Genomic DNA, 25,524 nt, shown 5'->3' on the forward strand with positions numbered 1-25,524 from the left:
GAGTACTACTGGAAAGTCAATTCTACAATCTACCGCCTCCACGACCCCCTGGACCGCCACGTCTATTTTGAAAATTCTCTCGCATCTCTTTCATTTTCTCACGAGAGATTTCGTCGTATTCGGCCTGGGTCACCTTCTTGCCTTTGCTGGGCGCCTTAATTTCGATTTTATCTTTGGGGTTCATGGTAATCTTAGAGCAAACAATTGTGGTCACATCGTCGCTTACGGCCAAAATAAGCCCTGGTAACCCCCAATATCCCGAGGGTCCCTGATTTATAGGAATTTCCGGTGTGTACCATGCCACAATCGACACCTCTTTCTCCGTGAATTCCTCTTCTTTATTTTCTTCTTCTTCTTTATTATTTTCGCCCCTTCTTCTGAAAATGGCCCGCATATTAGGTCGTTTCACCGTCTTGACCGCCGTTGCCTTGAATGCAGTATAATTGCCAATCTGTTTGGTATCGCTTTCCAGTTTCCAATCTAACTTTTCTAGATTATCTTCAATTAAGAATATTTTACCGAAAAGGTCATTCTTGACCAGGTACTTTTCATCTTTAATATTTTTATACAAGTCGCCGCCGGCACCTCCCATGGCACCAAAACGCCCTCCGCGTCCACCCCTATCATTCCCGGGTTGATCAAGCTTTTCAACTTCTTCATATATCGATTCCGTCGCATTGAAGGCAAGTTCGTACGTTCTTTCGTTCGCTTTCTTCATGCGCTCCATAATTTCCTTCTTTCGGTCTTCCGGCATTTGCCTATTACCAAAGTCCATGTTCACTTGTGTCTTGCTTTCGTACGTCGCATTCCCTTGAAAATCTTGAGAAATACCACAATACGTGGTAAAAATGATGAGCAAAGCCGTTATTGTTCTATTTTTCATCTGTTGGTCTCTTTTGATTTTAGAAGGATTTCTTGAGCATGTGCTTTCGATTGACTCCCCGAAATACCATGCTCAATTTATGCTATTAATTCATACATATTTCATTGGACTGTTTTAAATGCATTAGGTTTAATACCTAGTTGAAAAAAAATCAAAATTCCCCGCTTCTATTTTTTTCTATTTTTTTTCTTGATATTATTACAAAGGTTTTTACTTCCTATAGTTATCTTGTATCTTGTACTCCCCATAAACTAAATTGAAAAACACTAATCATAAATCAGAATACCCTATGCATATTGCTGTTGCTGGAAATATTGGTGCCGGTAAGACTACCTTGACAAGACTATTGGCCAAACATTATAATTGGGAAGCGCATTTTGAAGAAGTTGTCGACAATCCGTACCTAGACGATTTTTACAATCAAATGGAGCGATGGAGCTTTAACCTACAAATTCACTTTCTTAATCACAGGTTCCGGCAAATCTTAAAAATCAGGGAGAGCGGCAAAAGCATCATTCAAGATCGAACGATATACGAAGATGCTTTTATTTTTGCCCCTAACCTACACGCGATGGGATTGATGACCAATCGTGATTTTACGAACTACTCGAGTCTTTTTGAACTTATGGAAAGTTTGGTGCAGCCGCCCGACCTTCTAATTTATTTGAGAAGTAGCATCCCTAATTTGGTCAACCAGATACATAAAAGAGGCAGGGAATATGAAAACTCCATTTCCATTGATTATTTGAGCCGCTTGAATGAACGCTACGAAGCTTGGGTACATGGTTACGAGAAAGGAAATCTATTGATTGTCAATGTTGACAACCTAAATTTTGTTGACAACCCTGAAGACTTGGGTATCGTTATCAATAAAATCGACGCAGAAATAAACGGTTTATTTTAAAAATTACACTACACGGGTTTAAAAACCTCGCAAATTCTAGATAAAGCCATTTTCACGGGCATGCTCAATGGCCTTTTCGCTATTTTCGACCAGTAAAACCGGGGTTGTTCGGTATTCTTCGAACAACCCCCTGATCCTGGTCATTTTCTTTCGATGTGTAACACTCCTCAAGTAAATTGCCAATATTCTATCTGGGTGGGCCTGTGCTATCTCAATATAGATATCGGCATCGTGTTCACCGCTATCACCAATCAAAATAAAAGGAAGCTGCGGGTATGTTTTCAGGATATTGATGATTTCCTTTTGTTTTTGGGGCTTCTCCGATTCTTTTTTTCGTTGGAAAATAGTTGAAAAACTTCTTAATAAAATAGGCCCTTTAGGAAAATTATTCTCCTTTAAAAAGAATTCTAGATAGCGATATAGGTTCCAAGGACTGTGACTCACATAAAATATAGGATTCACCCCTTTACCTGTCTTGCCCCGATGCAAAAGATGATAGAAATTAGCGGCGCCCTTTAATGGCGAACGGCTACCTGCATTCTTAAAAAAAGTATTGAATACGGCGCGCCATTTAAGAAAAGAGGCAACCCCGGTATGTATGATGGTATCATCTATGTCGCTAATTACACCGTACGCGGCTTTCTTCGAGGGAATCAACACTTCCCCTGGAAAACGATTCTGATGCAATATTTCCCGCTTTAAAGAAGCATCATTATAAGAAATCTCATAAGGCAACCACCCCTCTTCATTAGTTAACGCTTCTAGATTTGCAGATGGTTCTTCCAAAAGGTAATAACCATCATTGTCGGTCGTTCCAGTAACCGTTCTGCCATCTGGCAATTTTAAGGTCAAACCCGTATTTCGAACTTCATCGGTACCGAATCGTTTCCACGTGTTGATAATCAGCTTTAGAATTCCTTTTTCCGCCAGCCCTATCTGCTCATCTTCCAAAGCTCTACCACGGGCATATATGTGTGTATCGGTGCCGTAACTCTGAAAAGCGATGATCTGTAGCTTATCCTTTTTGTTGAAAAATACCATTGTATCAAATATAGAAATAAGCCATTAGACTTTACGCAAACCGGTGTCAACTTTCGTGTCTTAAAAGCATTCTACTTATATTTTCTACTATTTGTTCTTTCTATGTGAATTTCACTCGATCAAAACACCTGTTCCCTCATTGCTCCTTTTTTTGTTGACAACCGCACGATACATTTATCACATATTAACTTTAAATTTTAAGAAGATGGAACCAAAAAAAAATCCCACAAAAGATTTGAACAACAAAAGAGGACTTTATTTTGTAATCGGTTTGTGCCTGGTTATGCTGCTGACTTACGTGGCATTGGAATGGAAGACCTACGATAATATGCATGGTTATGATATTTCATTGAACGTGGCGGATGAATTGATCGAAGAGGTGCCCATTACGATGCATGTAAAAACCCCTCCACCCCCACCGCCTGTTCCTACACCTGTTATCATTGAAGTGGTGGAAGACAACAAAGAAGTTGAAGAAACAATAATAGAATCAACCGAAACGGATCAAGAAGAGGTAATCGAAGTACTCGATGTAGTGGTGGTGGAAGAAGAAGAACCTGTAGAAATATCTTTTATGGTGATTGAAGATGTTCCTATCTTTCCAGGATGTGAAAAGGTAAAAAATAAGGGTGCGGAAGCCATGCGCGCATGTTTTCAAGAAAAGATGAACAAACATATCAGTAAGAATTTTAAATATCCCGAAGTTGCCCAAGAAATGGGAATTCAAGGAAGGGTGAGCGTAATGTTCGACATTCAAAAAGATGGAAGCATCGGAAATATACGTATGCGCGGACCCGATAAAAGCCTCGAAACGGAAGCTGGGCGTATCATTGGAAAACTACCTCAAATGACACCAGGGAAACAACGCGGTGTACCTGTACGGGTTCCGTTCAGTATGCCTATCAATTTTAAACTGCAGTAAATAGCTTTATACAAACAAAAAAAGAGGCAAACCTTTTAGGGATTGCCTCTTTTATATTTGAAAAAAATAGCTAAGCTACTTTCGTATATCGATTTTCTCGATGGTAATCTCGGTCGAAGTACCTTTAGAAGCAATGGTTGTATTCTCAAAAGCAACCAACTGGCCTTTTACGTCCGCTTGCGTTCCTTTAAAGGTTTTTTCATCCATTACTTTTTGGCCATTAACCACAGTTGAATAGGCAATAGTCGCCTCGGCCAAATCGGCATTATCAACATTCATTTCGATTTGTATTTGGTTTGTTTTTTCATTAAGACCCATACCATCAACATTCAAAGCGATACTTGGTGCTATGACCAAAGCAACAACCGACATTAACTTTAATAGGATGTTCAATGAAGGTCCGGAAGTATCTTTAAAAGGATCACCTACGGTATCACCGACAACAGCTGCTTTATGGGCATCTGAACCTTTACGGCCATCAGACTCGATCATTTTCTTGGCATTATCCCATGCACCACCGGCATTCGACTGAAAAATTGCCATTAAAACACCACAAGTTGTTACACCTGCCAAAAGACCACCTAGCATTTCGGCTCCGCCGATAAAACCAACGGCTACAGGAACAGCAATCGCCAAAAGTCCTGGCAATACCATTTCTTTAATAGATGCTTTCGTAGAAATGTCAACACACTTATCATACTCAGCTAGTCCATCAGCTGCATCAAAAATAGCGCGTTGTTCCGGAGTTGCTTTTGACATATCTGAATCTACGGCACGCATTACTTCCAATGCTGCTTTTAATTGTGGAATATCCCTGAATTGACGTCGAACTTCTTCGATCATTGCCATAGCGGCTCTACCTACCGCATTCATTGATAGGGCAGAGAAAACAAAAGGAAGCATTCCACCAACAAGAAGTCCTGCCATAATTTTAGGCTGGGAAACATCGATAGAAGTTACGTTCGCAACTTTCATAAAAGCGGAAAACAATGCCAAGGCAGTTAAGGCTGCAGAAGCAATGGCAAAACCTTTACCAATGGCAGCGGTCGTATTACCTACAGCATCTAATTTATCAGTGCGCTCACGTACTTCTGGGTCTAACTCGGCCATCTCGGCTATACCACCCGCGTTATCAGAAATAGGTCCGTATGCATCAACAGCCAATTGAATACCTGTGTTTGCCAACATACCTACAGCAGCGATAGCTATTCCGTAGAGTCCTGCAAAATGATGCGATACTAAAATAGCGGCAGCAATCAATAAAATAGGAATCATTGTGGACATCATACCAACACCTAACCCTGCGATAATATTTGTTGCAGCACCAGTTTCCGATTGTTTTACAATAGAATTTACTGGTTTTGTACCCGTACCTGTGTAGTATTCTGTAATCTTACCAACTCCTAAACCAGCAATAAGACCGGCCAAAGTAGCCCAGAAAATTCCCATTGCCCCATGTGGCAAGCCTTCGACACTTTCAGGAATCAAAGCATTAATTATAAAATAAGAGGCAATCACCATTAAACCGGCAGAACCAAATTCACCAACATTTAACGCAGTTTGTGGGTTTCCACCATCTTTAACCTTTACAAAGAAAGTGCCTATAATAGACATCAAAATACCTACCGCAGCCAGAACTAGGGGAAGATATACCGCACCTAGACCTTCAAAACCGGGAGTGATGATAAATGCACCCAATACCATGGTACCAATTATCGACCCTACGTATGATTCAAAAAGGTCAGCCCCCATACCGGCAACATCACCAACATTATCACCAACATTATCTGCAATGGTTGCAGGGTTTAACGGGTGATCTTCAGGAATTCCCGCTTCAACCTTACCCACCAAATCAGCACCTACATCAGCAGCTTTGGTATAAATACCACCACCTACACGGGCAAAAAGAGCAATTGACGAAGCTCCCAGAGAGAAGCCTGAAAGCACATTCAATACCAATCCCAAATTATCGGCACCAGGCCAAATATTCTGATAGATCATAAAAAGTCCGCTCAGGCCTAAAACACCCAAGCCAACCACTCCTAGCCCCATAACGGCGCCTCCGGCAAAAGCTACTTCCAAAGCCTTTCCCAAACTTGTTTTGGCGGCCTGTGTAGTTCGCACGTTGGCCTTAGTGGCTACGCGCATCCCTATAAACCCGGCCAAAGCCGAACAGATGGCACCCACTACAAATGACACGGCGACCATACCATTTGACCCAACTTCGTTATTCCCCTTGAAAAAGAGCAATATGGCAACAGCAATTACGAAAATCGAGAGAATTTTATATTCCGCCTTCAAAAAAGACATGGCTCCGTCGGCTATATTCTTGGCAATCCGAGCCATTTTAGCATCCCCAACCTCTTGTTTGGAGACCCATTTATTCTTTACAAAAACAAACAAGAGTGCCACTAGCCCAAAGGCTGGTAATAATTGAATTACTAATTCCATATGTTACGTCGTTTTTAAGGTTTTTTTAACGGGCTCTAATGTAGTAAAATTGAGCAGAATAAAAAAAGAGCCTCATTTATTTGATAAAAGAGGCTCTCAACTGGATTTCGATTTACTTATATCGTAAAAGTTCGCTTTTTTTTGTGATCACTATTTTCATAGCGGCTTACACACTGGTGGTAAATCTTTATGGCTTCTTCAGCGTTGCCCCATCCACCAACATCGACCTTCTTTTTCTCGAGATCTTTATAAACCTGAAAGAAATGCTCAATCTCCTTTAATCTATGTGGATTCAAATCACTTATATCGTTGTTGTTGCTCCAAATCGGATCCGATACAGGAACACATATTATTTTCTCATCGGGTCCCTTTTCATCTGTCATATGGAATACGCCTATTGGTTTTACCTCCATAACGACCATGGGATAGGTAGGTTCGGTACCCATCACCAAAACATCTAATGGATCATGGTCCAAAGCCAATGTTTCAGGAACAAAACCGTAATCACCAGGATACATCATCGATGAAAAGAGCATTCGATCAAATCGTATTTTATGCAACGTAAAATCGTACTCGTATTTATTTCTACTTCCTTTGGGGATTTCGATCAATACGTCAAATGTTATTTTTTCTTTTGCACTCATACTTCTACTTATTTAATAATTAAAGTTAATGGTTTCTATTGTAATCTTTACTCCTTTACTTATTGTTGCTATCTTGGACAAAACTTAAAAATCAAAGCCAAAGGTTCCCGTAATACTAAAAGGCCGCGCATTGGGGCTATCTAAATAGTTTCCTCTAAAATTAAAATCTATACGCAAGATTTTAAAGATGTTACCGACCCCTATGGAATACTCATAATACATCTTATCATCGGGTGCCTGCAATGGCGTATTCAGACTTGCAGGCGCACTTAGCGCTATATTCTCATCGGAAAGTTGCCCCCATACCCCTCGTAAACCAATTATTTCTCTCAAATTCAGCTTTCGAATCAACGGAATTCTTGAAAACAACCTTCCGTTAAAATTATGCTGCAAATGCAACGATACGTAAGTATCGGTCACAAATTCATAAAAATCAAGGTTAGGAAAAGTACCGTAGTTCGAGAAAAATGTTTGGTTACCGGGTATTACATTTAAAAGTCCCAAAGGCACTTCACCAAAAGTTTTCCCTATTTCAACCGTACTGAACAATCGACCAAAACCGCCAACTTGCCACGGCTGGCTATAGGAAAATTGAATTTTATTATAGTTGAAATCACTTCCCCAAACACCATCGATACCTCGGGTATAGTTCAGCAGCAACGTACTGTAATTATCGTTCATGCCCCTGCGCTCGACACCGTAACCAATAGTTTTTCGCCCTGGCGTATAAATCATAATGGCATTAAAATCGAATTGCCGTATTTCGGAAGATATTCCGGTGACGGACGTAGGGTCGACATAATCTAGACTGAAATCATCTGGCAGAGCGGAACCAAGGGTACGAAAGGTACTACCTACCCCGATCCGTACATTCGTCCACGGCTCCATTTCAATACCAAAGGTACTTAAGTTAATTTTTGTGAGCCTATTATTTGCCCCGACCGTCACTAAGGACGAAGAGGCGATGCTACGCCCCAAAACATCGTTGGTCGCTGTCAAACTTACACCCAATTGTTCGATATCACGGCGGTTACCACCAGAGATGATCAATCGACTTTTTCGATCCAACAAAAACTTACCTGAGGCACCGTGCTTGAATTTATGGTCGGTAAAACCGTAAGCCATATACCCTTCTAACCGCCAAGGATCATTTTCTCCATAATACGTTCGAAGGCCGGCGCGTACACGGGGGCCTTCTGCCTGATTATACCCAAAAACGTCATATACAGATCCGATATCCATATTCCATTTATCTATTTCTACATAGCCGGAACCTAATATACTAACGATATTATAGTATGATTTAAATTTGGGAACGGTCTTAAGCGTATCTAAAAGCTGATAAATGCCCTTTTCATCATTATTAAGGCCTTCCAATCTATTCTTTTGCCAGAAAGCATCATCCTTTATCACCAAATTAGGGTCGTAAGGGTTGCCAACGGCCTTATAGAATTCCTTGGCCTTTTGTTGATCAAAAACGTAACCGTCATATACAGTGGTTCGTTTCCCATATACGCCCCGTGACTCTTCCTTTTTCTGGAAACTAAAATCACTGAGCATATAATCTCTTTTCAAGAGAAAGACCGAATCGTTGACCACATCGAAATCTTGTTCGATATAGATTTCCTTGACCCAGTTGATATTGGCGCTCTTGGTTACCTGTAAATTGATATTCTTTATGGCGAAGGTTGTATCGTTTACCCAAAAGTCACCTTTAAAGGTCAGTTCGTTTTTACGCCGTGGATAATACACAATGTTATAGCACCATTTATTCTCGATAAAGGCACTATCCCTCAAGGCGTAATTATAGGTATCGACCCCTGTTCGTGATAACGGACTCGTAAAACTTTTATCAAAAAATTTCAGGTAATTATCGTAGATATCATAATCTTGGTAGAGATCGGCAACGAAAGCGATAATAGCCTGATTGTTATCAAATCCGGAATTTTTATTCCCGATAACTTCTTCCTTTTCCTCATTTAAAAGGTTATCACCATGAACTTTTGAAAAAGTCTCGTTCAGAAATATCGGAAGATAGGTCTTACCCGTTATGCGTGAGGTATCAAGGTCTTGAAAAACAAATTCGAGTCCCTTAAAAATCTTTCGCTTCATCAAGGCGCTATCAATAGTATTCAGGTCGAATTCTATTTTTTCGTACTTATCATAGGCGTATTGCTTAAACTTCCGGACGCCGTTTTCACGCTTTTTAGCCCATATTTTTCGCAAAATATCGACAGCTGGGTTGTTCTTTTTTGATTGTTTCCCTGCTATTAGCACCACCTCATCTAACTGCTCGGTCGACTCTTTCAGACTAATTTCCATGTCATAGGTCACCTTAGCACTAAGGTTTACCTCTTTACTTTCATAACCTATAAAAGAAATCAATAATAGGTCATGCGTATTGTCCGATTCCATATAAAATCGGCCATTGTCGTTAGTTATCGTCCCTTCGTAAGAATTTTTGAAAAGTACGTTGGCAAAGGCCACAGGCTGCCCGTTTTCGTCTAAAACGATACCACCCACTTTTGTTTGGCCAAGGGCAACTACAGTAATGAAAAGTAATAAGGGAAGAATCAGTTTCTTCATCTAAAATAGGTTGTCAGTTCTGTTCAATCAAATACTGTTCCAATAAAAAAAGCTTCGCCAACATTTGGTCGGCGAAGCATATTTAGGTTTACAAATTTGCCTACCTTATTTATACATTACTTTTTTAACAGCTTCGATTACATCCTTATAATCGGGCAACCATTCTGCCAATAACACTGGAGAATAGGGCGCCGGTGTGTCCGCTGTATTGATTTTTATTATCGGGGCATCCAAATAATCGAATGCGTTGGACTGAACATGATAGGTAAGCTCGGTCGCAACATTGCCAAAAGGCCAAGCTTCTTCTAAAATTATAAGTCGATTTGTTTTTTTGACCGATTTTAAAACGGTCTCATAATCCAAAGGTTTGACCGTTCGCAAATCTATTATTTCACAGCTAATGTTTTCTTTGGCCAATTCATCGGCAGCTTTATCGGCTTCCTTAATAATTTTTCCAAAAGAAACGATGGTAACATCGGTACCTTCCCTACGGATAGCGGCAACACCTAATGGAATAGTATAATCTCCCTCAGGAACTTCTCCTTTGTCACCGTACATCTGTTCAGATTCCATAAAAATGACCGGATCATTATCGCGAATCGACGCTTTCAACAATCCTTTTGCATCGGCCGGGTTTGACGGCACAACAACTTTTAAGCCCGGACAGTTGGCATACCAACTTTCGAAAGCCTGGGAATGCGTAGCGCCCAATTGACCCGCAGAGCCCGTTGGTCCTCTAAAAACTATGGGACAGGGAAACTGCCCACCCGACATTTGTCGAATTTTCGCTGCGTTATTGATAATCTGGTCGATACCCACTAAGGCAAAGTTGAACGTCATAAACTCGATAATGGGTCGGTTACCGCCCATTGTTGAACCTATGCCAATACCTGCAAAACCTAATTCGGCAATGGGCGTGTCGATAACCCTATCTGGGCCAAACTCGTCCAACATCCCTTTAGAGGCCTTGTAAGCGCCATTGTATTCGGCAACTTCCTCACCCATTAAATAGATGCTCTCGTCATTTCTCATTTCTTCCGACATCGCTTCCGCTATGGCCTGTCTAAACTGTAGTGTCTTCATTTATATTTGGTTGTCCTTGTCAAACATTAATTCTCAGAATGCTAGCAAAAATAGGAAAATATCTATCAAAACACCGAGTGAAGGAATTAAAAAAATCCATATTATTTATTATGCGTGCATAGCATTTTTTAAAAAGATTACTTATCTTAGCAGCATTCTTTTTAAGCCTTAAATATATAGTATGAAAATATTAGTGTGCATAAGCAACGTTCCGGACACTACCTCAAAAATAAATTTCACCGATGGTGACACAAAATTTGATGCCAACGGCGTACAATTTGTAATCAATCCCAATGACGAATTCGGGTTGACTCGTGCCATGTGGTTCAAAGAAAAACAGGGTGCTACTGTTCACGTTGCGACTGTTGGCGAAACAACGGTAGAACCTACAATGCGTAAAGCCTTGGCTATTGGAGCCGATGAGGCGATAAGAGTCAATAGCGTGCCTACCGATGGCTATTTTGTCGCCCAACAATTGGCCGAGGTCGTCAAAAATGGCGGTTATGATCTAGTCATCGCAGGTCGGGAGTCAATCGATTATAATGGCGGCATGGTGCCCGGTATTTTAGCGACCCTGCTCGGTATGAATTTCGTGAACACTTGTACGAATTTAGAAGTTGATGGTACTAACGCCACAGCGATTCGCGAAATTGATGGTGGAAAGGAAAAAATAGCCACTACCCTACCTCTCGTCATCGCGGGACAAAAGGGATTGGTAGAAGAAAGCGATTTACGCATCCCCAATATGCGCGGTATTATGATGGCCCGAAAAAAAGCCTTGAATGTTATCGAGCCGATCGAAGCTACTAAAGCAACGGAAGACACTAAATTTGAAAAGCCCGCCCCAAAAGGAGCGGTCAGACTGATCGATGCCGAAAACATTGATGAGTTGATAGAATTGCTTCATAATGAAGCAAAAGTGATTTAATCCTATATAAATATAATTACAAGCGCTGGTTCCTGCTTGATTTTAGGAAAAAATGCTTGAGAATTAAAATTTGATAAACCTATGTCAGTTTTAGTATATACAGAGTCAGAAAACGGAAAGTTCAAAAAAAGCGCCCTCGAGGTAGCGTCGTATGCGAGTGCGATCGCCAGTGAGATGGGCTCTTCAGCTACTGCCCTATCGTTCAACGCCTCAGAAAATGATGATTTGGGCAATTACGGTATCTCAAAAGTGCTCAACGTAACCAATGAAAACTTGAACACCTTTACTGCTTTGGCCTATGCCGATGCCATTGCCCAAGCGGCAGAAAAAGAGGGAGCAACTGTAATTGTTGTTAGTTCAAGTGCCAACTCTAAATTTTTAGCGCCGATTTTGGCCGCTAAATTAAAGGCGGGTTATGTGCCCAATGTCGTTGCAGCGCCCGAAAGCACCAATCCGTTTGTGGTAAAACGTACCGCTTTCAGTAACAAGAGCTTCGCCTTTACACAAATCAGTACGGAAAATAAAATTATCGGGGTATCGAACAATGCTTTCGGTCTCGTAGAAAATAAAGTTGAACTTACGGTTGAAGATTTCAGCCCGAGCATCAACGATGACAGTTTTGCCGTTAAATCGGTAGAAGTCGACAAAGTTGCCGGCAAGGTGACCATTGCCGATGCAGATATCGTTGTTTCCGGTGGTCGTGGTTTAAAAGGTCCTGAAAATTGGGGTATGATCGAAGAATTGGCCGATGTTCTGGGCGCAGCCACGGCATGTTCGAAGCCTGTTTCCGATATGGGCTGGAGACCGCATGGTGAACACGTAGGGCAAACAGGGAAACCCGTAGCCAGTAATCTGTATATCGCAATTGGTATATCAGGAGCCATTCAGCATTTGGCCGGAGTAAGTTCTTCAAAGGTAAAAGTTGTCATCAATACCGATCCGGAAGCGCCGTTTTTCAAGGCCGCGGACTACGGAATTGTAGGAGATGCCTTCGAAATTGTACCTAAACTCACTGAAAAATTAAAAGAATTTAAAGCTCAAAACGCTTAATTTTTGTTAATTTACGCCCCTAAAGGGCTGTTCAAATAATTGGTCATCCCTTTTTTTGAACAGCCTTTTTTGGTTTATAGCGAGATATGAGTCTAGTCAGATTAAAAATTAAAGGGATATCGTACAGTCAGACACAGAATGGTGCCTACGCCCTTATTTTGAATGAAGTGGAAGGTGATCGAAAGCTTCCTATCGTTATTGGTGCCTTCGAAGCCCAGTCCATTGCCATAGCTTTGGAAAAGGAAATTAAGCCGCCAAGGCCGCTGACCCACGACCTTTTTAAAAATTTCGCGGATCGTTTCGATATTGTCGTGAAACAGGTGATCATTCACAAGTTGGTCGACGGTGTCTTTTATTCCAGCATTATCTGTGAACGCGATAAAATTGAGGAAATAATCGATGCCAGAACAAGCGACGCCATAGCTTTGGCCCTTCGTTTCAACGCGCCGATCTTTACCTATAAGACCATACTGGACAAAGCAGGTATTTTTCTAAAATTTTCTGCCAAGGACAAAGAAAAAGAAGATAGCGATGACAGCATCATGGTAGATGAAATTCTGCAAGAGGGGGAAACTGTCGAAATCGATAGCGACCCTACAGGTGCCTATAAAGAGCTTAATATAGAAGAACTGCATAAAGAATTGGAAAAGGCGGTGGCCAATGAAGATTACGAAAAGGCAGCCAAACTCAGGGATGAAATATCGAAACGTAACTAGCATGTTGTGCGTAGCGGTAAAAAAATTCCTTCCTGCCAGTAACTTGAGTTTTTGATTTTTTTGGCTTTCAAAATCGTTATCCCAAGAACATTTTTGACACAAACGAATCAAAAAAAATAGATTTTAAGGCTTCGTTTAAAGGGCCACATCAACCAATCGTCTTTTTATGAAATCCATCTACTGGTTTTTTCTGTTTGCCCTTCTAATTTCATCCCCCTCCATAGCACAAACAACTAGTATTCAAGATACACTCAGTACGACAATAACTGCGACGACTATTACCAATGACATGGGAACGTCTGAAATCATTGCGAACGAAGGTTTTTCAATAAGTAGTCTATGGCGTGGTATTCTGGGCATGGGGGTGCTGATTTTTATTTCCTTTCTCTTTAGTGCGAATAGAAAAGCCATTAATTGGAAAACCGTCGGTATCGGTCTAGGCATACAATTGTTGATTGCCATTGGTGTTTTAAAAGTTCCTATTGTACAACTGCTCTTCGATAGTATCGGAAGGGTTTTTGTCAGTGTATTGGATTATACCCGGGCAGGAAGTAAATTTCTGTTCGAGGGACTTGTCATCGACATGGATACCTTCGGCTTTATTTTCGCCTTTCAAGTACTTCCCACTATTATCTTTTTCTCGGCACTGACCTCGGTACTGTTCTATCTAGGAATCATCCAGAAAGTAGTGAAGGGCCTGGCCTGGCTATTGACCAAATCATTGGGCATTTCGGGCGCTGAAAGCCTGAGTATTGCCGGAAACATATTTTTGGGCCAAACCGAAGCTCCTTTATTGATCAAGGCCTATTTGGAAAAAATGAACAAATCGGAGATCTTGTTGGTTATGATCGGAGGTATGGCTACTGTGGCGGGCGCCGTACTGGCTGCCTATATCGGCTTTTTAGGTGGTGATGACCCGGCACTTCGATTGACTTTTGCAAAACACTTATTGGCCGCTTCGGTTATGGCGGCGCCCGGGGCGATCGTTGTCTCTAAAATTCTATACCCTCAGACAGAGGCCATCGATACCAATGTAAAAGTATCTAGCGAAAAAATTGGCGCCAACATTTTGGATGCCATCGCCAACGGAACTACGGAAGGTCTAAAACTGGCGGTAAATGTTGGTGCCATGCTTTTAGTTTTTGTGGCGTTTATTGCCATGCTCAACGGTATTTTCGGATGGATCGGCGACTTTACCACCCTTAATGGTTGGATTGCCAAGAACTCCATGTACGAACAATTATCGTTGGAGGCCATTTTAGGAACTATTTTCGCTCCGCTGATGTGGTTGATCGGGGTGGCCAAGGAAGATATTATGTTGATGGGACAGTTATTGGGCATTAAATTGGCAGCCAGTGAATTTATCGGTTATATTCAATTGGCCGAACTTAAAAACGTCGTTAGCGCCACCCATTTCACGTACAACAAATCCATTATTATGGCCACGTATATGCTTTGTGGCTTTGCCAATTTTGCTTCTATCGGTATACAAATCGGTGGTATCGGCTCCCTCGCTCCCGGTCAACGTAAGACACTTTCTGAATTTGGTATGCGTGCCGTTCTGGGCGGATCTCTAGCCTCTTTGCTTTCGGCTACAATTGCGGGAATGATTTTGGGGTAAATCCCCCTAGACCCTGAAGGGGGTACAACAAACAATCATTTTTTGTACTCTTTGACTTTCTGAGGATGCAACACGATTTTGAGCCTCGTTGATAAATTCTGAAAACTCGGCCGCAACCGCAGCACCTATAACTACCTGAATCTCGTAATTTTACAGCATTAAAAAGTAGTTGGGTTTAAGCGTAATTTAATCTATAAGTCGGATAGAATCAATGACGTGATCCAATTGTTCTAAGCAATATGACCACAAATAATAATCTAGTGATGAAATGGATTTCTATAAAAAGTGATTATTCTTTTTATACGCACTTGAAATTGGTAATCATTCAATCCGATTTGGTTGCAAAAGAGATACTCTCTAAAAGTGTAAATTCTGAATACAATGGAATAACAAGATTTTTACCAATCATATCTAGAAAAGCTGTTTACCTGAATAAAAACATAATTAATCTAGACAATACCGAGGATTATGAAATAGGAATCAAAACTCAAGAAAATCAATATGATTTTGAAAACCCTGCTCAAAAGGGAAAAGTTGTAGATTTAGCACATGAGCACATTCACCTTTCAAGCATTTTTGAAAAGCAATTTATAAACTGGTGGGAAGAAGACATAAAAAATAGAATCCATGAGAAATATAACGGACTAAAAAATGCTAGTCCTATCTGTCAATTCACGAGACAAGTAAGAAATTCTTTTGGACATTCTGGAATAAATGTAACAGCAAACAATTGTATGGACCCAATTTGGAATAAACTTAACCTAAAAGCAACTAATGGAATCGATATTTATGCTGTTTTATCCATTGCAGATTTAATTAATTTGTGGATTGAATTCGAACATGATGAAGTTATAAATACTTCTTACAACAACGGCTACGGCAAATAGAGCGTTTAGGCCTAACATCATTGGCCTTAGCGTGTTTTCGGGCACCGTCAAATATTTTGGATTTGGCAATTAAAAAAATAATGAGAAAACCCGCCGGTACCGAACGGGTAATTTAGGCGGGCAAAAAGCTGTGGCTACAAGCTAAATCGTTAGTAGCATAAAAACTGGATTAAATGAAAAAGAACCTATTCGCAATATGGACCATTTTTTTGGTCTTTCAATTTACAACAGCACAAACGAAGAACTTACAGTGGCTTGACATTGAATTGTCAAACTATGAATATCCGTATGCAGTTTCTACTGTAGCCTTAAAAGTTCAGGAACAAGATTTAAAAATGGCTTATATGGATGTTAAGCCCGAAAATTACAATGGAAAAAACATAGTGCTTTTTCACGGTAAAAATTTTAATGGTGCGTATTGGAAAACGACGATCGAAGCACTAAGCAAAGAAGGGTTTCGCGTAATTGTACCCGACCAAATTGGATTTGGTAAATCTTCAAAACCAGCACATTTCCATTACACCTTTCAACAACTTGCAGAAAACACAAAAGCGCTTCTTGACACTTTAAACATAAAGAAAACTGCCATTTTAGGTCATTCTATGGGAGGTATGCTGGCTACACGCTTTACGCTGATGTATCCCGATACCACGGAAAAATTGATATTAGAAAATCCTATTGGACTAGAAGACTGGAAACTGAAGGTACCTTATAAACCCGTATCGTGGTGGTATAACAACGAGCTTAAAAAAAATTCTGCTGGCATTAAAAAATACCAACTGGTTAATTATTACGATAATAAATGGAAACCGGAATATGACCAGTGGGTAAACTTATTGGCAGGTTGGACATTAAATTCAGACTATAATAGAATTGCTTGGAATGCGGCACTCACCTATGATATGATTTTCACTCAACCTGTTGTTTACGAATTTAAAAACATTACTGCTCCAACACTTTTAATTATTGGCACCAGAGATAGAACCGCCCTTGGTAAGCCATTGGTTTCTGAGGAAGTTAGAAAAACAATGGGATTATATAAGGAATTAGGCAAACGAACTCAAAAGGAAATACCTGATGCACAGTTAGTGGAATTAGAAGACGTGGGGCATTTACCGCACATTGAAAAGTTTGATGGTTTTATAAATCCACTGATTAAATTTTTAAAAGAATAATACCTTTTGCTTACCATATTTAGGTAACAACGGTTTTTATGCTTTAACCACGTAACCAATGACAGACAAAGTGTTAGCTCATTTGGATGAAAATAAATTAAATGCATCAAAATAAAATAGTTGAAACTGAACGTTTACTGATCACACCGACTTCAGAAGATGATGCTGCATTAATTTATCAATTAATGAATACACCAAAGTTTATCGAAAATGTAGGAGACAGACAAATCAATTCAATTGAAGCGGCTAAAAAATATATTCGGCTAAAAATGCTGCCACAATTACAAGAACTCGGGTTTTCAAGTTATACCTTGATCACAAAGGCTGATGGTTTTAAAATAGGCACTTGCGGACTTTATAATAGAGATGGCGTCGATGGCATTGATATTGGCTTTGGACTTTTACCGCAATATGAAGGAAAAGGATTTGCTTTTGAAGCTGCCCATAAAATAAAGGATATGGCATTCACCGAATTTGGACTTAAAGTCATTAGTGCCATCACCACAAAAACCAATATTGGGTCTCAAAAGCTTTTGGAAAAACTTGGCTTAAAATTAATTGGAACAACCAAAATTCCAAATGATAATAAAGAATTACTTTTATATAAAATTGAAAAAGAAAGCATCGTAAAATGAAACAATACCACGACTTACTCAAACACGTTCTAGAAAATGGCAACCAAAAAGGAGACCGTACAGGTACCGGCACCTTGAGTGTTTTTGGCCATCAAATGCGTTTCGACCTGAGCGAGGGCTTCCCCATGGTAACCACAAAAAAACTGCATTTAAAGTCCATCGTCTATGAACTGCTGTGGTTTTTAAAAGGAGATACCAATATCGCCTATCTACAAGAAAACGGGGTACGCATCTGGAACGAATGGGCCGATGAAAATGGAGATTTGGGTCCCGTTTACGGACACCAATGGCGCAATTGGAACGGTGATGAGATCGATCAGATCAAAGAAGTGGTGCATGCATTAAAAAACAACCCCAACAGTCGACGTATGTTGGTATCGGCCTGGAACCCTAGTGTGTTGCCCGATACCTCAAAATCGTTCGCTGAGAATGTGGCCAACGGCAAAGCGGCCCTTCCGCCCTGCCATGCCTTTTTTCAATTTTATGTGGCCGATGGCAAATTATCTTGTCAACTATATCAACGTAGTGCGGATATCTTTTTGGGGGTTCCTTTTAATATTGCCTCCTATGCTTTATTTACGATGATGATGGCACAAGTTTGCGGTTACGAAGCGGGAGAATTCATACATACATTTGGCGATGCCCACATCTACAACAATCATATGGAGCAAGTGGAATTGCAATTAAGCCGTGAACCACGCCCGTTGCCTAAAATGGTACTAAACCCTGAAGTAAAAGACATTTTCGATTTTACATTCGATGATTTTAGTTTGGTGGATTATAATCCGCACCCGCACATTAAAGGTATTGTAGCGGTGTAAATGCAACAGGCACATGATAGAAGGGGTGTCCGCCCAAGCAGACGGGGAGTTAAACCTACCTCTTACTACTAAATCTAATACCTATTCGCATTTAAACTCTCAGCTGAATATCACATCATGGTGCTCCCCTCTTTTTCAAAGAGGGGTGTCCGCCCAAGCGGATGGGGAGTTAAACCTACCCCTTGCTACCAAATCTAATAGCCGTTTACATTCAAACCCTCCGGCTTCACCACGGTGAACCCACCTCCCTTTAAAAAAGGGAGGAGCTAATCTAATTTTAAATTTTTAGTAGGATATCACATCTCGAGGCTCCCCTCTTTTCCAAAGAGGGGTGTCCGCTCAAGCGGACGGGGAGTTAAACCTACCTCTTGCTACTAAATCTAATACCTATTCGCATTTAAACCCTCCGGCTTCACCTACGGTGAACCCACCTCCCTTTAAAAAAGGGAGGAGCTACTCTAATTTTAAATTTTCAGCAAAATATCACATCTCGAGGCTCCCCTCTTTTTCAAAGAGGGGTGTCCGCGCCCAAGCGGACGGGGAGTTAAACCTACCTCTTGCTACCAAATCTAATAGCCGTTCACAGTTCAAACCCTCCGGCTTCACTTGTCGTGAATCCGCCTCACCTTAAAACGGGATGAGCCATATTTCGTCTACCAAAACAAAGAACCTCGGAAAATCTATCGATTTTCCGAGGTTCTTTTCACTTTTTACTCCCGGCAATTACCGAGATTTTCTGCAAATCTCTATTTAGAGAACGCTTCGAATCGTGAGTCTAAATCTGTTTTATCCAAATTCTTGCTGGCCACAATGATACGGTGCTTGAAAGTAGTGCTTTCCCCTTTATCCAATTCAAAGTTCAAAACCTCTTTGCCATCACTAAAAACAGCTTGCCCTAATGGATTGGCGGCAAAAAGTCCGTACCCACGTGAATGCCAATAGGTAGGGTAGCCAACATTCGATTTATTATCCAATATCACAAGTGAGATGTCTTCATCCCCAATTTTCGACCTCAGGTTTACCCAATTCGATCGCTTCGCCCAAGTATCCTCACCTTCTATACCCTCGGCATTCAAGTAATTTCCATTTACACCTTTATTATCAAGCGCCTCTACCTTAGTTGCTATTCCGTTGGCATCGGTAAACACTCCGGGCTTATCGGAAGGATGCTCCAATTCTCGGGTTGTTCGTATACCGAGCATTCCTTCTTTATTATCTTTAAACGTAACTTTTTCGTCCTGTGCGGTTAACCGGGTAATTCGATCAATAGAGAAAACATCGCCTTCTCCTTTAAAGATAAAAGTGGTGTTCTCTTTAAGCAATACCTTGCCATCGGGTGCAACCCAGTCCATAGTTACGTCTAAACTGGCTTCATCATCGCCCTCCGTAATCTTGTCGATAGATTTATGTATGATAGTTCCGTAGTGCTCTCGTTCGGCAACTTTAATAGAATCTGAATTATTCCAGAAATCCAAACCATTGACATCACCATAGTTAAACCAAACACCGACATGATGCGGGTGATCGACACGTTCTCCGACAGAAGGCTCCAAAGGAAATTTTCTTGTAATCTTTGTACCCTGCGGTGTAATTAATGGGTATAAAACCGGTTTTTTGATATTCTTTGGATAGATATACGACGTAAAATGTTTACCGTCGATCATCACCTCTACACTTCGGTCGGCTTCGTTTGAAACGAGTTGTATTCTTTTGCTAGCGGGTTCGGCTTCACTCATTGTCGACGCTTCTTTTTTAGCTCCGTCTTTACAGGAGACCAAGACCATGGCAACTGCCAAAAAACTAATACCGGTAACCTTGAATTTTGAAAAAATAGTACTACACATAGTAAATTGATATATTAACATTAATAGTTAAACCAGAGCTATAACTAAATCTGGATAAAAAATACAAACAAACCTATTTGATGGCTCCTATCCTGATATTTCGGAAACTTATGGACATATCTTTATTTGGATGAAGCTGCAAACCGATCGGGCCTTCTTTAAGGGCGTCTTCCGACTCATACTGTAGCACCTCTTGCCCATTAAGCCAGACCGTATACAAATTACCGACCGCTTTGACCTTCATTGTATTCCAATCTTTAAGTTTCAATAACTTAGCTACATCCTTTGCCTCTTTGGGATACCCTTTTCCAGGAATATAGGGTGATCCGGTCATGTCTCTTTTTAGAGATCCCGAAATCCCTATTTGAATTTGCTGTTCCTCCGCGCGAATAAATATACCGGAATCAACCGTGCCTTCGCCGAATAAAAAGTCGGTCTCGATGACGAAATCGGTATACACTTTATCCGTCCATAAGATAGAGCCCTTCTGCTCTGGGCCACTTTTGGCAACTAAAAGTTTATTTTTAACGCTCCACCACGTATTGTTCTCCGGGGCCGTCCATCCTTTAAGGTTTTTACCGTTAAAGGCTTTTTTCATTTTCGGTTCTTGTGCCGTTACATTCTGAAGTGACCATACCAAAAATAGTATGGCAATGCTGTTTTTTAATATCATGTTTTAAGGTTGTTTTCTTAGAGCATGAAAATATAAAAATTATCGCAACATAGTATACTACTATCCTTTAAATTACAAATGGATTGATCCAAAACCGTATAGAGTACAATACTATACTTTCATATTCTTTATCTTTAACACAAAATCGTCTTTATGATCGTTATCGATTCACTCGTTGATTTCTTTCAAGAAACCCGAAAACATACTGAAAAACTTTGTGAACCGCTCGAAATCGAAGATTACGTCGTACAACCGATCGTAGACGTTTCTCCGCCCAAATGGCATTTGGGACACACTACTTGGTTTTTTGAAGAATTCATTCTAAAGCCATACGCTAAAAACTACACCATTTTCAGTGAAGATTTCTCTTTTGTGTTTAATAGCTATTATGAAACCGTAGGCAAACGCGTCATTCGTTCGGATCGGGGCAATCTTTCGCGACCTTCAGTGGAACAAGTGTATGAATATCGCAATTATGTGACCCGGGCCGTTCAATCATTTTTTGAAGAAAACCAAAATGAGACACTCTTGGCCTTGCTCGAAATCGGAATTCATCATGAACAGCAACACCAAGAATTGCTTTTAACCGATATCAAATATATTTTAGGAAATAACCCTTTGCTACCAGCCTATTCAGATACTGTTGAAACACATCAGAACGAAATTCAGGAACAGCAATGGGTACCGATAAAGGACGGCGTTTATGAAATCGGGCACAATTCCAATGATTTTTGCTACGATAATGAATTAGGAAGACATAAAGTATACCTACAGCCTTATCAAATTTCAAACAAACTGGTCACCAACGAAGAATATATAGAGTTCATAAGTGCTGGAGGATATACAAAATTCGACCTATGGCACGCCGAAGGATGGGACTGGGTAAATCAAAACGGAATTTCAGCGCCGTTATATTGGCATAAAATTGACAACCAATGGCACCATTATACCTTAAAAGGTTTGCAGCAAATAACCATGAATACGCCTGTTACCCACATTTCTTATTATGAAGCGTTTGCTTTTGCCCAATGGAAAGGATGCCGTCTGCCTACAGAATTCGAGTGGGAAACGGCCCAAAAACATTTCCCATGGGGACAACGTTGGGAATGGACCGAAAGCGCCTACTTGCCCTACCCCAACTACAAAAAAGCCGATGGTGCATTGGGAGAATACAACGGTAAATTCATGGTCAATCAAAAGGTACTTCGCGGGGGATCGGTCGCCACACCTGAACGACATACAAGACCCACCTATCGCAATTTCTTTCAAACAAATTTAAGATGGCAGTTTACCGGATTAAGGTTAGCCCAATAATTACGACTTACGCGACATGCAACAGACTATAGATACCATTTTCGAGACCCCTTTTGAAGAAGAAGTATACAAGGGCCTGACTGATTTCCCCAAACATCTATCCTCTAAATATTTCTATGACAAGAAAGGAGACAAGCTGTTTCAAGACATCATGAACATGCCCGAATACTACCTGACCGACCGTGAATTTGAAATTCTTGACACCCATAAAGAAGAAATTGTGCGTTTGTTTTCCTCAGGAAGTCAAACGTTTAATTTAATCGAGATGGGCGCGGGCGATGGCAAAAAAACGAAAATAATTCTCAAGCATCTCGCCGACCAAGGTATACCTTTCAAATATCAACCCATCGACATAAGTCAAAATGTTTTAGACTTGCTGGAAAAATCTGTTCGCAAAGAGCTACCGATGATTAATATTGAAACGCGACAGGGTACTTACTTTGAAACACTGGAAAAAATAAATATCACCAATGGCACCAAGAAAGTCATACTATTCTTAGGTTCGAATATCGGTAACCTTCTACATCCACAGGCCATTGAATTTTTGACGCACGTTCAAGAGTTTATGCATGATGAAGACCTTTTATTTGTCGGATTCGATCAAAAAAAGAACCCGCAGACTATATTAGATGCCTATAACGATAAAACAGGAATTACCGCGGCATTCAATAAAAACATTTTGACCCGGGTAAACACAGAACTTGGAGGAAATTTTGATTTAGACCAATTCTTACATTGGGAAGTTTACGACCCCGAAACGGGAACTGCCAAAAGTTTTCTCGTTTCAAAAAAGGAGCAGTCGGTGGAAATCAAAAAATTGAATGTACAGATCGATTTTAATCCTTGGGAGACCATACATACCGAAATATCTCAAAAATATGATGATCGCACTGTTGCACAGCTGGCAGAAAAGTCAGGGTTAGAAATTGAGACACAATTCAGCGACCCCGAAAATCAATACAAAAATTACGTTTTTAAAAAAACACGAGCATGAAAGCCATTTGGAACAATACCGTATTAGCAGAAAGTGACGATACGATCATCATCGAAAACAATCATTAATTTCCTGAAAATAGTATTCGCAAAGAATATTTTAAAACTAGCGAAACGCACACAACTTGCCCGTGGAAGGGACGCGCCTCGTATTACACCCTATCGGTCGAAGGCAAAGAAAATACCGACGCCGCATGGTATTACCCTGAAGTGAGCGAACTTGCCAAACCCATTAAGGGAAGGATCGCCTTTTGGAAAGGGGTTGAAGTAAAGGAGTAAAAGGTTACGGAATACTTCGAAAAAAATATTCCGTAACCCTTAAACTGTTTCTATAGTACTATAGGTCTAAAACAGCATTTTCAGAACCCGCATACTCGTTGTACTGATAACGATCAGCAGACTCTTCATTTACATAGTTACCGTCAATAATGTACTTAAACTCGAAAGAACCTTCTTTAGGTAATTCCAAGGTTCCTTTAAAAGTACCATTCTTTAATTTTTTCAAAGCGCTAGCTTTGGTTGCTTTCCAGTTATTGAAGTCACCTACAACGGCCACTTTTTTTGCTTCTTCCGCAGGTACGGTAAAAGTTACTTTACAAACAGGTTTTGTTTTTAAATATTGTTTTGCAATTGCCATGATAGTTTCTTTTTAGAAAATTAGAATACATAGCAAAACTACTATATTAAATCACTCATTTCCAATGATTAATATCATTTTTGTCATTTTCATAATATTAGAGTAACATTTAGTCAAGTTCACTAAAATTACCTCTCTGAATTTCCGAGTAAGCAATTTCTATATTGCTGTTTTCAAGATTCTTACAATTTCATCTATATCTTTTTCTGTATTATAAAAATGAAAACTCAATCGAATGCCACCTCCACGTTGCGAACAAATGATATGATTATTTGATAAAAGTTCAAATAATTCATTATCGCCTTTGATATTAAATATGGTACTGTGAACTTTTTGGTTCACTACACTTTTCTCCAAAAGTCCCAAATCCGTAAATTCTTTCTTTGCTTTATCGGATAACTTCCTAAGATGAAGTTCAATAGCATCCTTCCCCAAACGATTAAGATAATTAAGAGAAAACCGCAAACTTCCAAAATTCAAAGTATCCAAATGACCTGGTTCGAAGTGTTTTGCAAATCGAATAGTGTCTTTGCCCGAAGCATCGGTATCGGCCGAATTGAACCCCATACCTTTGACCGAAAATTTTTCCTTTATCGCATCTTTGAATAACATGAGCCCATTGCCATAACCTCCCAGCAACCATTTATACGAACTGGCGCCTAAAATGTCAATGGCAGAATCCTCAAAATTAAAATCGGTAGTCCCCAAAAATTGAGTGCCGTCTGCTATTATTATCAATTGGGGGAATTCGCTTTTCAAAGACTTTAAAAAATCTAAATCGATTCGAATACCGTTCACCCATTGAACCAAACTCAATGCGAGTATCGAAATGTCGTAGTTCTTTACCTGCTCTAAAATAGAGTCTTCGAGATCTTCATCCACCTTGGCATAAAAAACCTCAAAACCTCGATATTCAAATGGCCAATTGACAGACGGATAATCATTTTCCAACAACAGTACTTTATTGTTATGTTTCAAGCCTTCCAGCAAGATGTTAAAGCCTAATGAGAAATTCGGCACTAAGGCGACATTATCGGTTTTGCACTGGAAAAAATTAGCTACTGTTTCACGAATTTCAGGAATCTCGGTCTGCATGGCCTTCGTCTTCATAGTACTGCCCCCTATCAAATAAGCCTGGTCGTGTTGCTGGCGCCATAACGCCAAATCGGTACTGAGCAGCCCCGCAGCAGCTGTATTTACATAAATGCATTTATCTAAAATCGGAAATTGTTCTCGAGTCTTTTCCATAGAAATCAAATTGACAATCGGCAATTGCCTTATCTTTGTTTTAAATTTAAAGGTAATCATTAGCATGTTCTCCAAAAACAAAAATAAGGTTCAAGTAGATTTAGAACAGCATGAGCTCTTAGAAAATGCCCATGACCGGATCAAACAAAAGAAAAGGTTATACACTCATTTTGTAATTTTTTTAATTGGAAGCGTTTTTCTGATCTTGATCAACAAAATTTTAAAGTACTGGGATAACTATGATTGGTTTATCTGGGCCATTACACTGTGGGCGTTTCTGTTCATTATACACGCTTTCAATGTTTTTTTTACTCAAAAATTTATGGGAAAGGATTGGGAACGGACACAACGCGAAAAATTAGTTCGTAAGCAGAAGCAGCGCATCGCGGAATTACAAAAAGAGATAGAGACCGATTTTCCGCTTTCTCAGATAAATAAAAAAAAAGAGCCTTGAAAAACACGATTACC

General features: G+C 40.2%; 23 protein-coding genes and 1 pseudogene. 14 read left to right on the plus strand and 10 right to left on the minus strand.

Features of this window, described 5'->3' with window-relative positions; all coding sequences use genetic code 11:
• Nucleotides 1–22: 22 nt before the first annotated feature.
• Entirely contained in the window at nucleotides 23–883 is an 861-nt protein-coding gene (locus tag BLS33_RS10870; protein ID WP_089888534.1) for a GLPGLI family protein, read from the minus strand.
• A 289-nt stretch (nucleotides 884–1,172) separates the two neighbouring features.
• On the opposite strand from BLS33_RS10870, the gene BLS33_RS10875 reads away from it, so the two are divergent.
• Nucleotides 1,173–1,787 carry a deoxynucleoside kinase gene (locus BLS33_RS10875; RefSeq protein ID WP_089888536.1) on the plus strand — a complete coding sequence of 205 codons (615 nt, stop codon included), beginning with the start codon at nucleotides 1,173–1,175 and terminating at the stop codon, nucleotides 1,785–1,787.
• 36 nt (nucleotides 1,788–1,823) lie between these two features.
• On the opposite strand, the gene BLS33_RS10880 is transcribed toward BLS33_RS10875, so the two are convergent.
• The gene (locus tag BLS33_RS10880) at nucleotides 1,824–2,828 is read right to left on the minus strand and encodes an App1 family protein (RefSeq protein WP_089888538.1); all 1,005 of its coding nucleotides are present in this window, start codon (nucleotides 2,826–2,828) and stop codon (nucleotides 1,824–1,826) included.
• Nucleotides 2,829–3,033: 205 nt separating this feature from the next.
• Between BLS33_RS10880 and BLS33_RS10885 the strand changes: the two genes are divergently transcribed.
• Nucleotides 3,034–3,750 carry an energy transducer TonB gene (locus BLS33_RS10885; RefSeq protein WP_089888540.1) on the plus strand — a complete coding sequence of 239 codons (717 nt, stop codon included), beginning with the start codon at nucleotides 3,034–3,036 and terminating at the stop codon, nucleotides 3,748–3,750.
• Nucleotides 3,751–3,825: 75 nt separating this feature from the next.
• Here BLS33_RS10885 and BLS33_RS10890 read toward each other — a convergent pair whose 3' ends face one another.
• The 4 genes from BLS33_RS10890 to BLS33_RS10905 all read right to left on the minus strand — a co-directional run bounded on the left by BLS33_RS10890 (nucleotide 3,826) and on the right by BLS33_RS10905 (nucleotide 10,514).
• Complete coding sequence (locus BLS33_RS10890; RefSeq protein ID WP_089888542.1) at nucleotides 3,826–6,201, minus strand: sodium-translocating pyrophosphatase; 2,376 nt, start codon at nucleotides 6,199–6,201, stop codon at nucleotides 3,826–3,828.
• A gap of 116 nt (nucleotides 6,202–6,317) precedes the next feature.
• Entirely contained in the window at nucleotides 6,318–6,845 is a 528-nt protein-coding gene (locus BLS33_RS10895; protein WP_089888544.1) for an inorganic diphosphatase, read from the minus strand.
• An 84-nt stretch (nucleotides 6,846–6,929) separates the two neighbouring features.
• Nucleotides 6,930–9,431 (minus strand): DUF5686 and carboxypeptidase-like regulatory domain-containing protein, encoded by a 2,502-nt coding sequence (locus tag BLS33_RS10900; RefSeq protein ID WP_089888546.1) that lies wholly within the window; start codon nucleotides 9,429–9,431, stop codon nucleotides 6,930–6,932.
• Nucleotides 9,432–9,536: 105 nt separating this feature from the next.
• The gene (locus BLS33_RS10905; protein WP_089888550.1) at nucleotides 9,537–10,514 is read right to left on the minus strand and encodes a pyruvate dehydrogenase complex E1 component subunit beta; all 978 of its coding nucleotides are present in this window, start codon (nucleotides 10,512–10,514) and stop codon (nucleotides 9,537–9,539) included.
• A 181-nt stretch (nucleotides 10,515–10,695) separates the two neighbouring features.
• Here BLS33_RS10905 and BLS33_RS10910 point away from each other — a divergent pair, with 181 nt between their 5' ends.
• The 8 genes from BLS33_RS10910 to BLS33_RS10945 all read left to right on the plus strand — a co-directional run bounded on the left by BLS33_RS10910 (nucleotide 10,696) and on the right by BLS33_RS10945 (nucleotide 18,347).
• Nucleotides 10,696–11,442: an electron transfer flavoprotein subunit beta/FixA family protein gene (locus BLS33_RS10910; protein ID WP_089888552.1), complete on the plus strand. Its 747-nt coding sequence runs from the start codon at nucleotides 10,696–10,698 to the stop codon at nucleotides 11,440–11,442.
• 81 nt (nucleotides 11,443–11,523) lie between these two features.
• A complete protein-coding gene (locus tag BLS33_RS10915) occupies nucleotides 11,524–12,492 on the plus strand; it encodes an electron transfer flavoprotein subunit alpha/FixB family protein (RefSeq protein ID WP_089888554.1) in 969 nt (322 codons plus the stop codon).
• An 86-nt stretch (nucleotides 12,493–12,578) separates the two neighbouring features.
• Entirely contained in the window at nucleotides 12,579–13,208 is a 630-nt protein-coding gene (locus tag BLS33_RS10920) for a bifunctional nuclease family protein (protein WP_089888557.1), read from the plus strand.
• Nucleotides 13,209–13,374: 166 nt separating this feature from the next.
• A complete protein-coding gene (locus BLS33_RS10925) occupies nucleotides 13,375–14,829 on the plus strand; it encodes a NupC/NupG family nucleoside CNT transporter (protein WP_089888559.1) in 1,455 nt (484 codons plus the stop codon).
• A 239-nt stretch (nucleotides 14,830–15,068) separates the two neighbouring features.
• Complete coding sequence (locus tag BLS33_RS10930) at nucleotides 15,069–15,716, plus strand: hypothetical protein (protein WP_176801372.1); 648 nt, start codon at nucleotides 15,069–15,071, stop codon at nucleotides 15,714–15,716.
• 173 nt (nucleotides 15,717–15,889) lie between these two features.
• Nucleotides 15,890–16,891: an alpha/beta fold hydrolase gene (locus BLS33_RS10935; protein WP_089888564.1), complete on the plus strand. Its 1,002-nt coding sequence runs from the start codon at nucleotides 15,890–15,892 to the stop codon at nucleotides 16,889–16,891.
• A gap of 101 nt (nucleotides 16,892–16,992) precedes the next feature.
• Nucleotides 16,993–17,526 (plus strand): GNAT family N-acetyltransferase, encoded by a 534-nt coding sequence (locus tag BLS33_RS10940; RefSeq protein ID WP_089888567.1) that lies wholly within the window; start codon nucleotides 16,993–16,995, stop codon nucleotides 17,524–17,526.
• Complete coding sequence (locus BLS33_RS10945) at nucleotides 17,523–18,347, plus strand: thymidylate synthase (protein ID WP_089888569.1); 825 nt, start codon at nucleotides 17,523–17,525, stop codon at nucleotides 18,345–18,347. The genes BLS33_RS10940 and BLS33_RS10945 overlap by 4 nt, the downstream gene beginning before the upstream one ends.
• Nucleotides 18,348–19,093: 746 nt before the next feature.
• On the opposite strand, the gene BLS33_RS10950 is transcribed toward BLS33_RS10945, so the two are convergent.
• Nucleotides 19,094–20,191 (minus strand): DUF6807 domain-containing protein, encoded by a 1,098-nt coding sequence (locus BLS33_RS10950; RefSeq protein ID WP_218129551.1) that lies wholly within the window; start codon nucleotides 20,189–20,191, stop codon nucleotides 19,094–19,096.
• Nucleotides 20,192–20,264: 73 nt separating this feature from the next.
• Nucleotides 20,265–20,864, minus strand: coding sequence for a 3-keto-disaccharide hydrolase (locus BLS33_RS10955; RefSeq protein ID WP_089888571.1), 600 nt, complete (start codon nucleotides 20,862–20,864; stop codon nucleotides 20,265–20,267).
• Nucleotides 20,865–21,017: 153 nt separating this feature from the next.
• Here BLS33_RS10955 and egtB point away from each other — a divergent pair, with 153 nt between their 5' ends.
• The 3 genes and pseudogenes from egtB (at nucleotide 21,018) to BLS33_RS10970 (ending at nucleotide 23,450) form a co-directional block, all read left to right on the plus strand.
• Nucleotides 21,018–22,178 (plus strand): ergothioneine biosynthesis protein EgtB, encoded by a 1,161-nt coding sequence (gene egtB / locus BLS33_RS10960; protein ID WP_089888573.1) that lies wholly within the window; start codon nucleotides 21,018–21,020, stop codon nucleotides 22,176–22,178.
• 16 nt (nucleotides 22,179–22,194) lie between these two features.
• Nucleotides 22,195–23,172, plus strand: a complete 978-nt coding sequence (locus tag BLS33_RS10965) for an L-histidine N(alpha)-methyltransferase (protein WP_089888576.1) — start codon at nucleotides 22,195–22,197, stop codon at nucleotides 23,170–23,172.
• A pseudogene (locus BLS33_RS10970) lies at nucleotides 23,169–23,450 on the plus strand (DUF427 domain-containing protein). Before BLS33_RS10965 ends, BLS33_RS10970 begins: the two are co-directional and overlap by 4 nt.
• Nucleotides 23,451–23,508: 58 nt before the next feature.
• On the opposite strand, the gene BLS33_RS10975 reads toward BLS33_RS10970, so the two are convergent.
• Both BLS33_RS10975 and BLS33_RS10980 read right to left on the minus strand, forming a co-directional pair.
• Nucleotides 23,509–23,808: an isoamylase early set domain-containing protein gene (locus BLS33_RS10975; RefSeq protein ID WP_089888578.1), complete on the minus strand. Its 300-nt coding sequence runs from the start codon at nucleotides 23,806–23,808 to the stop codon at nucleotides 23,509–23,511.
• Between the two features lie 159 nt (nucleotides 23,809–23,967).
• The gene (locus BLS33_RS10980) at nucleotides 23,968–25,056 is read right to left on the minus strand and encodes an aminotransferase class V-fold PLP-dependent enzyme (RefSeq protein WP_089888894.1); all 1,089 of its coding nucleotides are present in this window, start codon (nucleotides 25,054–25,056) and stop codon (nucleotides 23,968–23,970) included.
• Nucleotides 25,057–25,120: 64 nt separating this feature from the next.
• Here BLS33_RS10980 and BLS33_RS10985 point away from each other — a divergent pair, with 64 nt between their 5' ends.
• Nucleotides 25,121–25,510: a 2TM domain-containing protein gene (locus tag BLS33_RS10985; protein ID WP_089888581.1), complete on the plus strand. Its 390-nt coding sequence runs from the start codon at nucleotides 25,121–25,123 to the stop codon at nucleotides 25,508–25,510.
• Nucleotides 25,511–25,524 lie beyond the last annotated feature (14 nt).

The organism is Kriegella aquimaris, assembly GCF_900103215.1.
In the GTDB taxonomy this organism is placed as follows: Bacteria; Bacteroidota; Bacteroidia; order Flavobacteriales; family Flavobacteriaceae; genus Kriegella; species Kriegella aquimaris.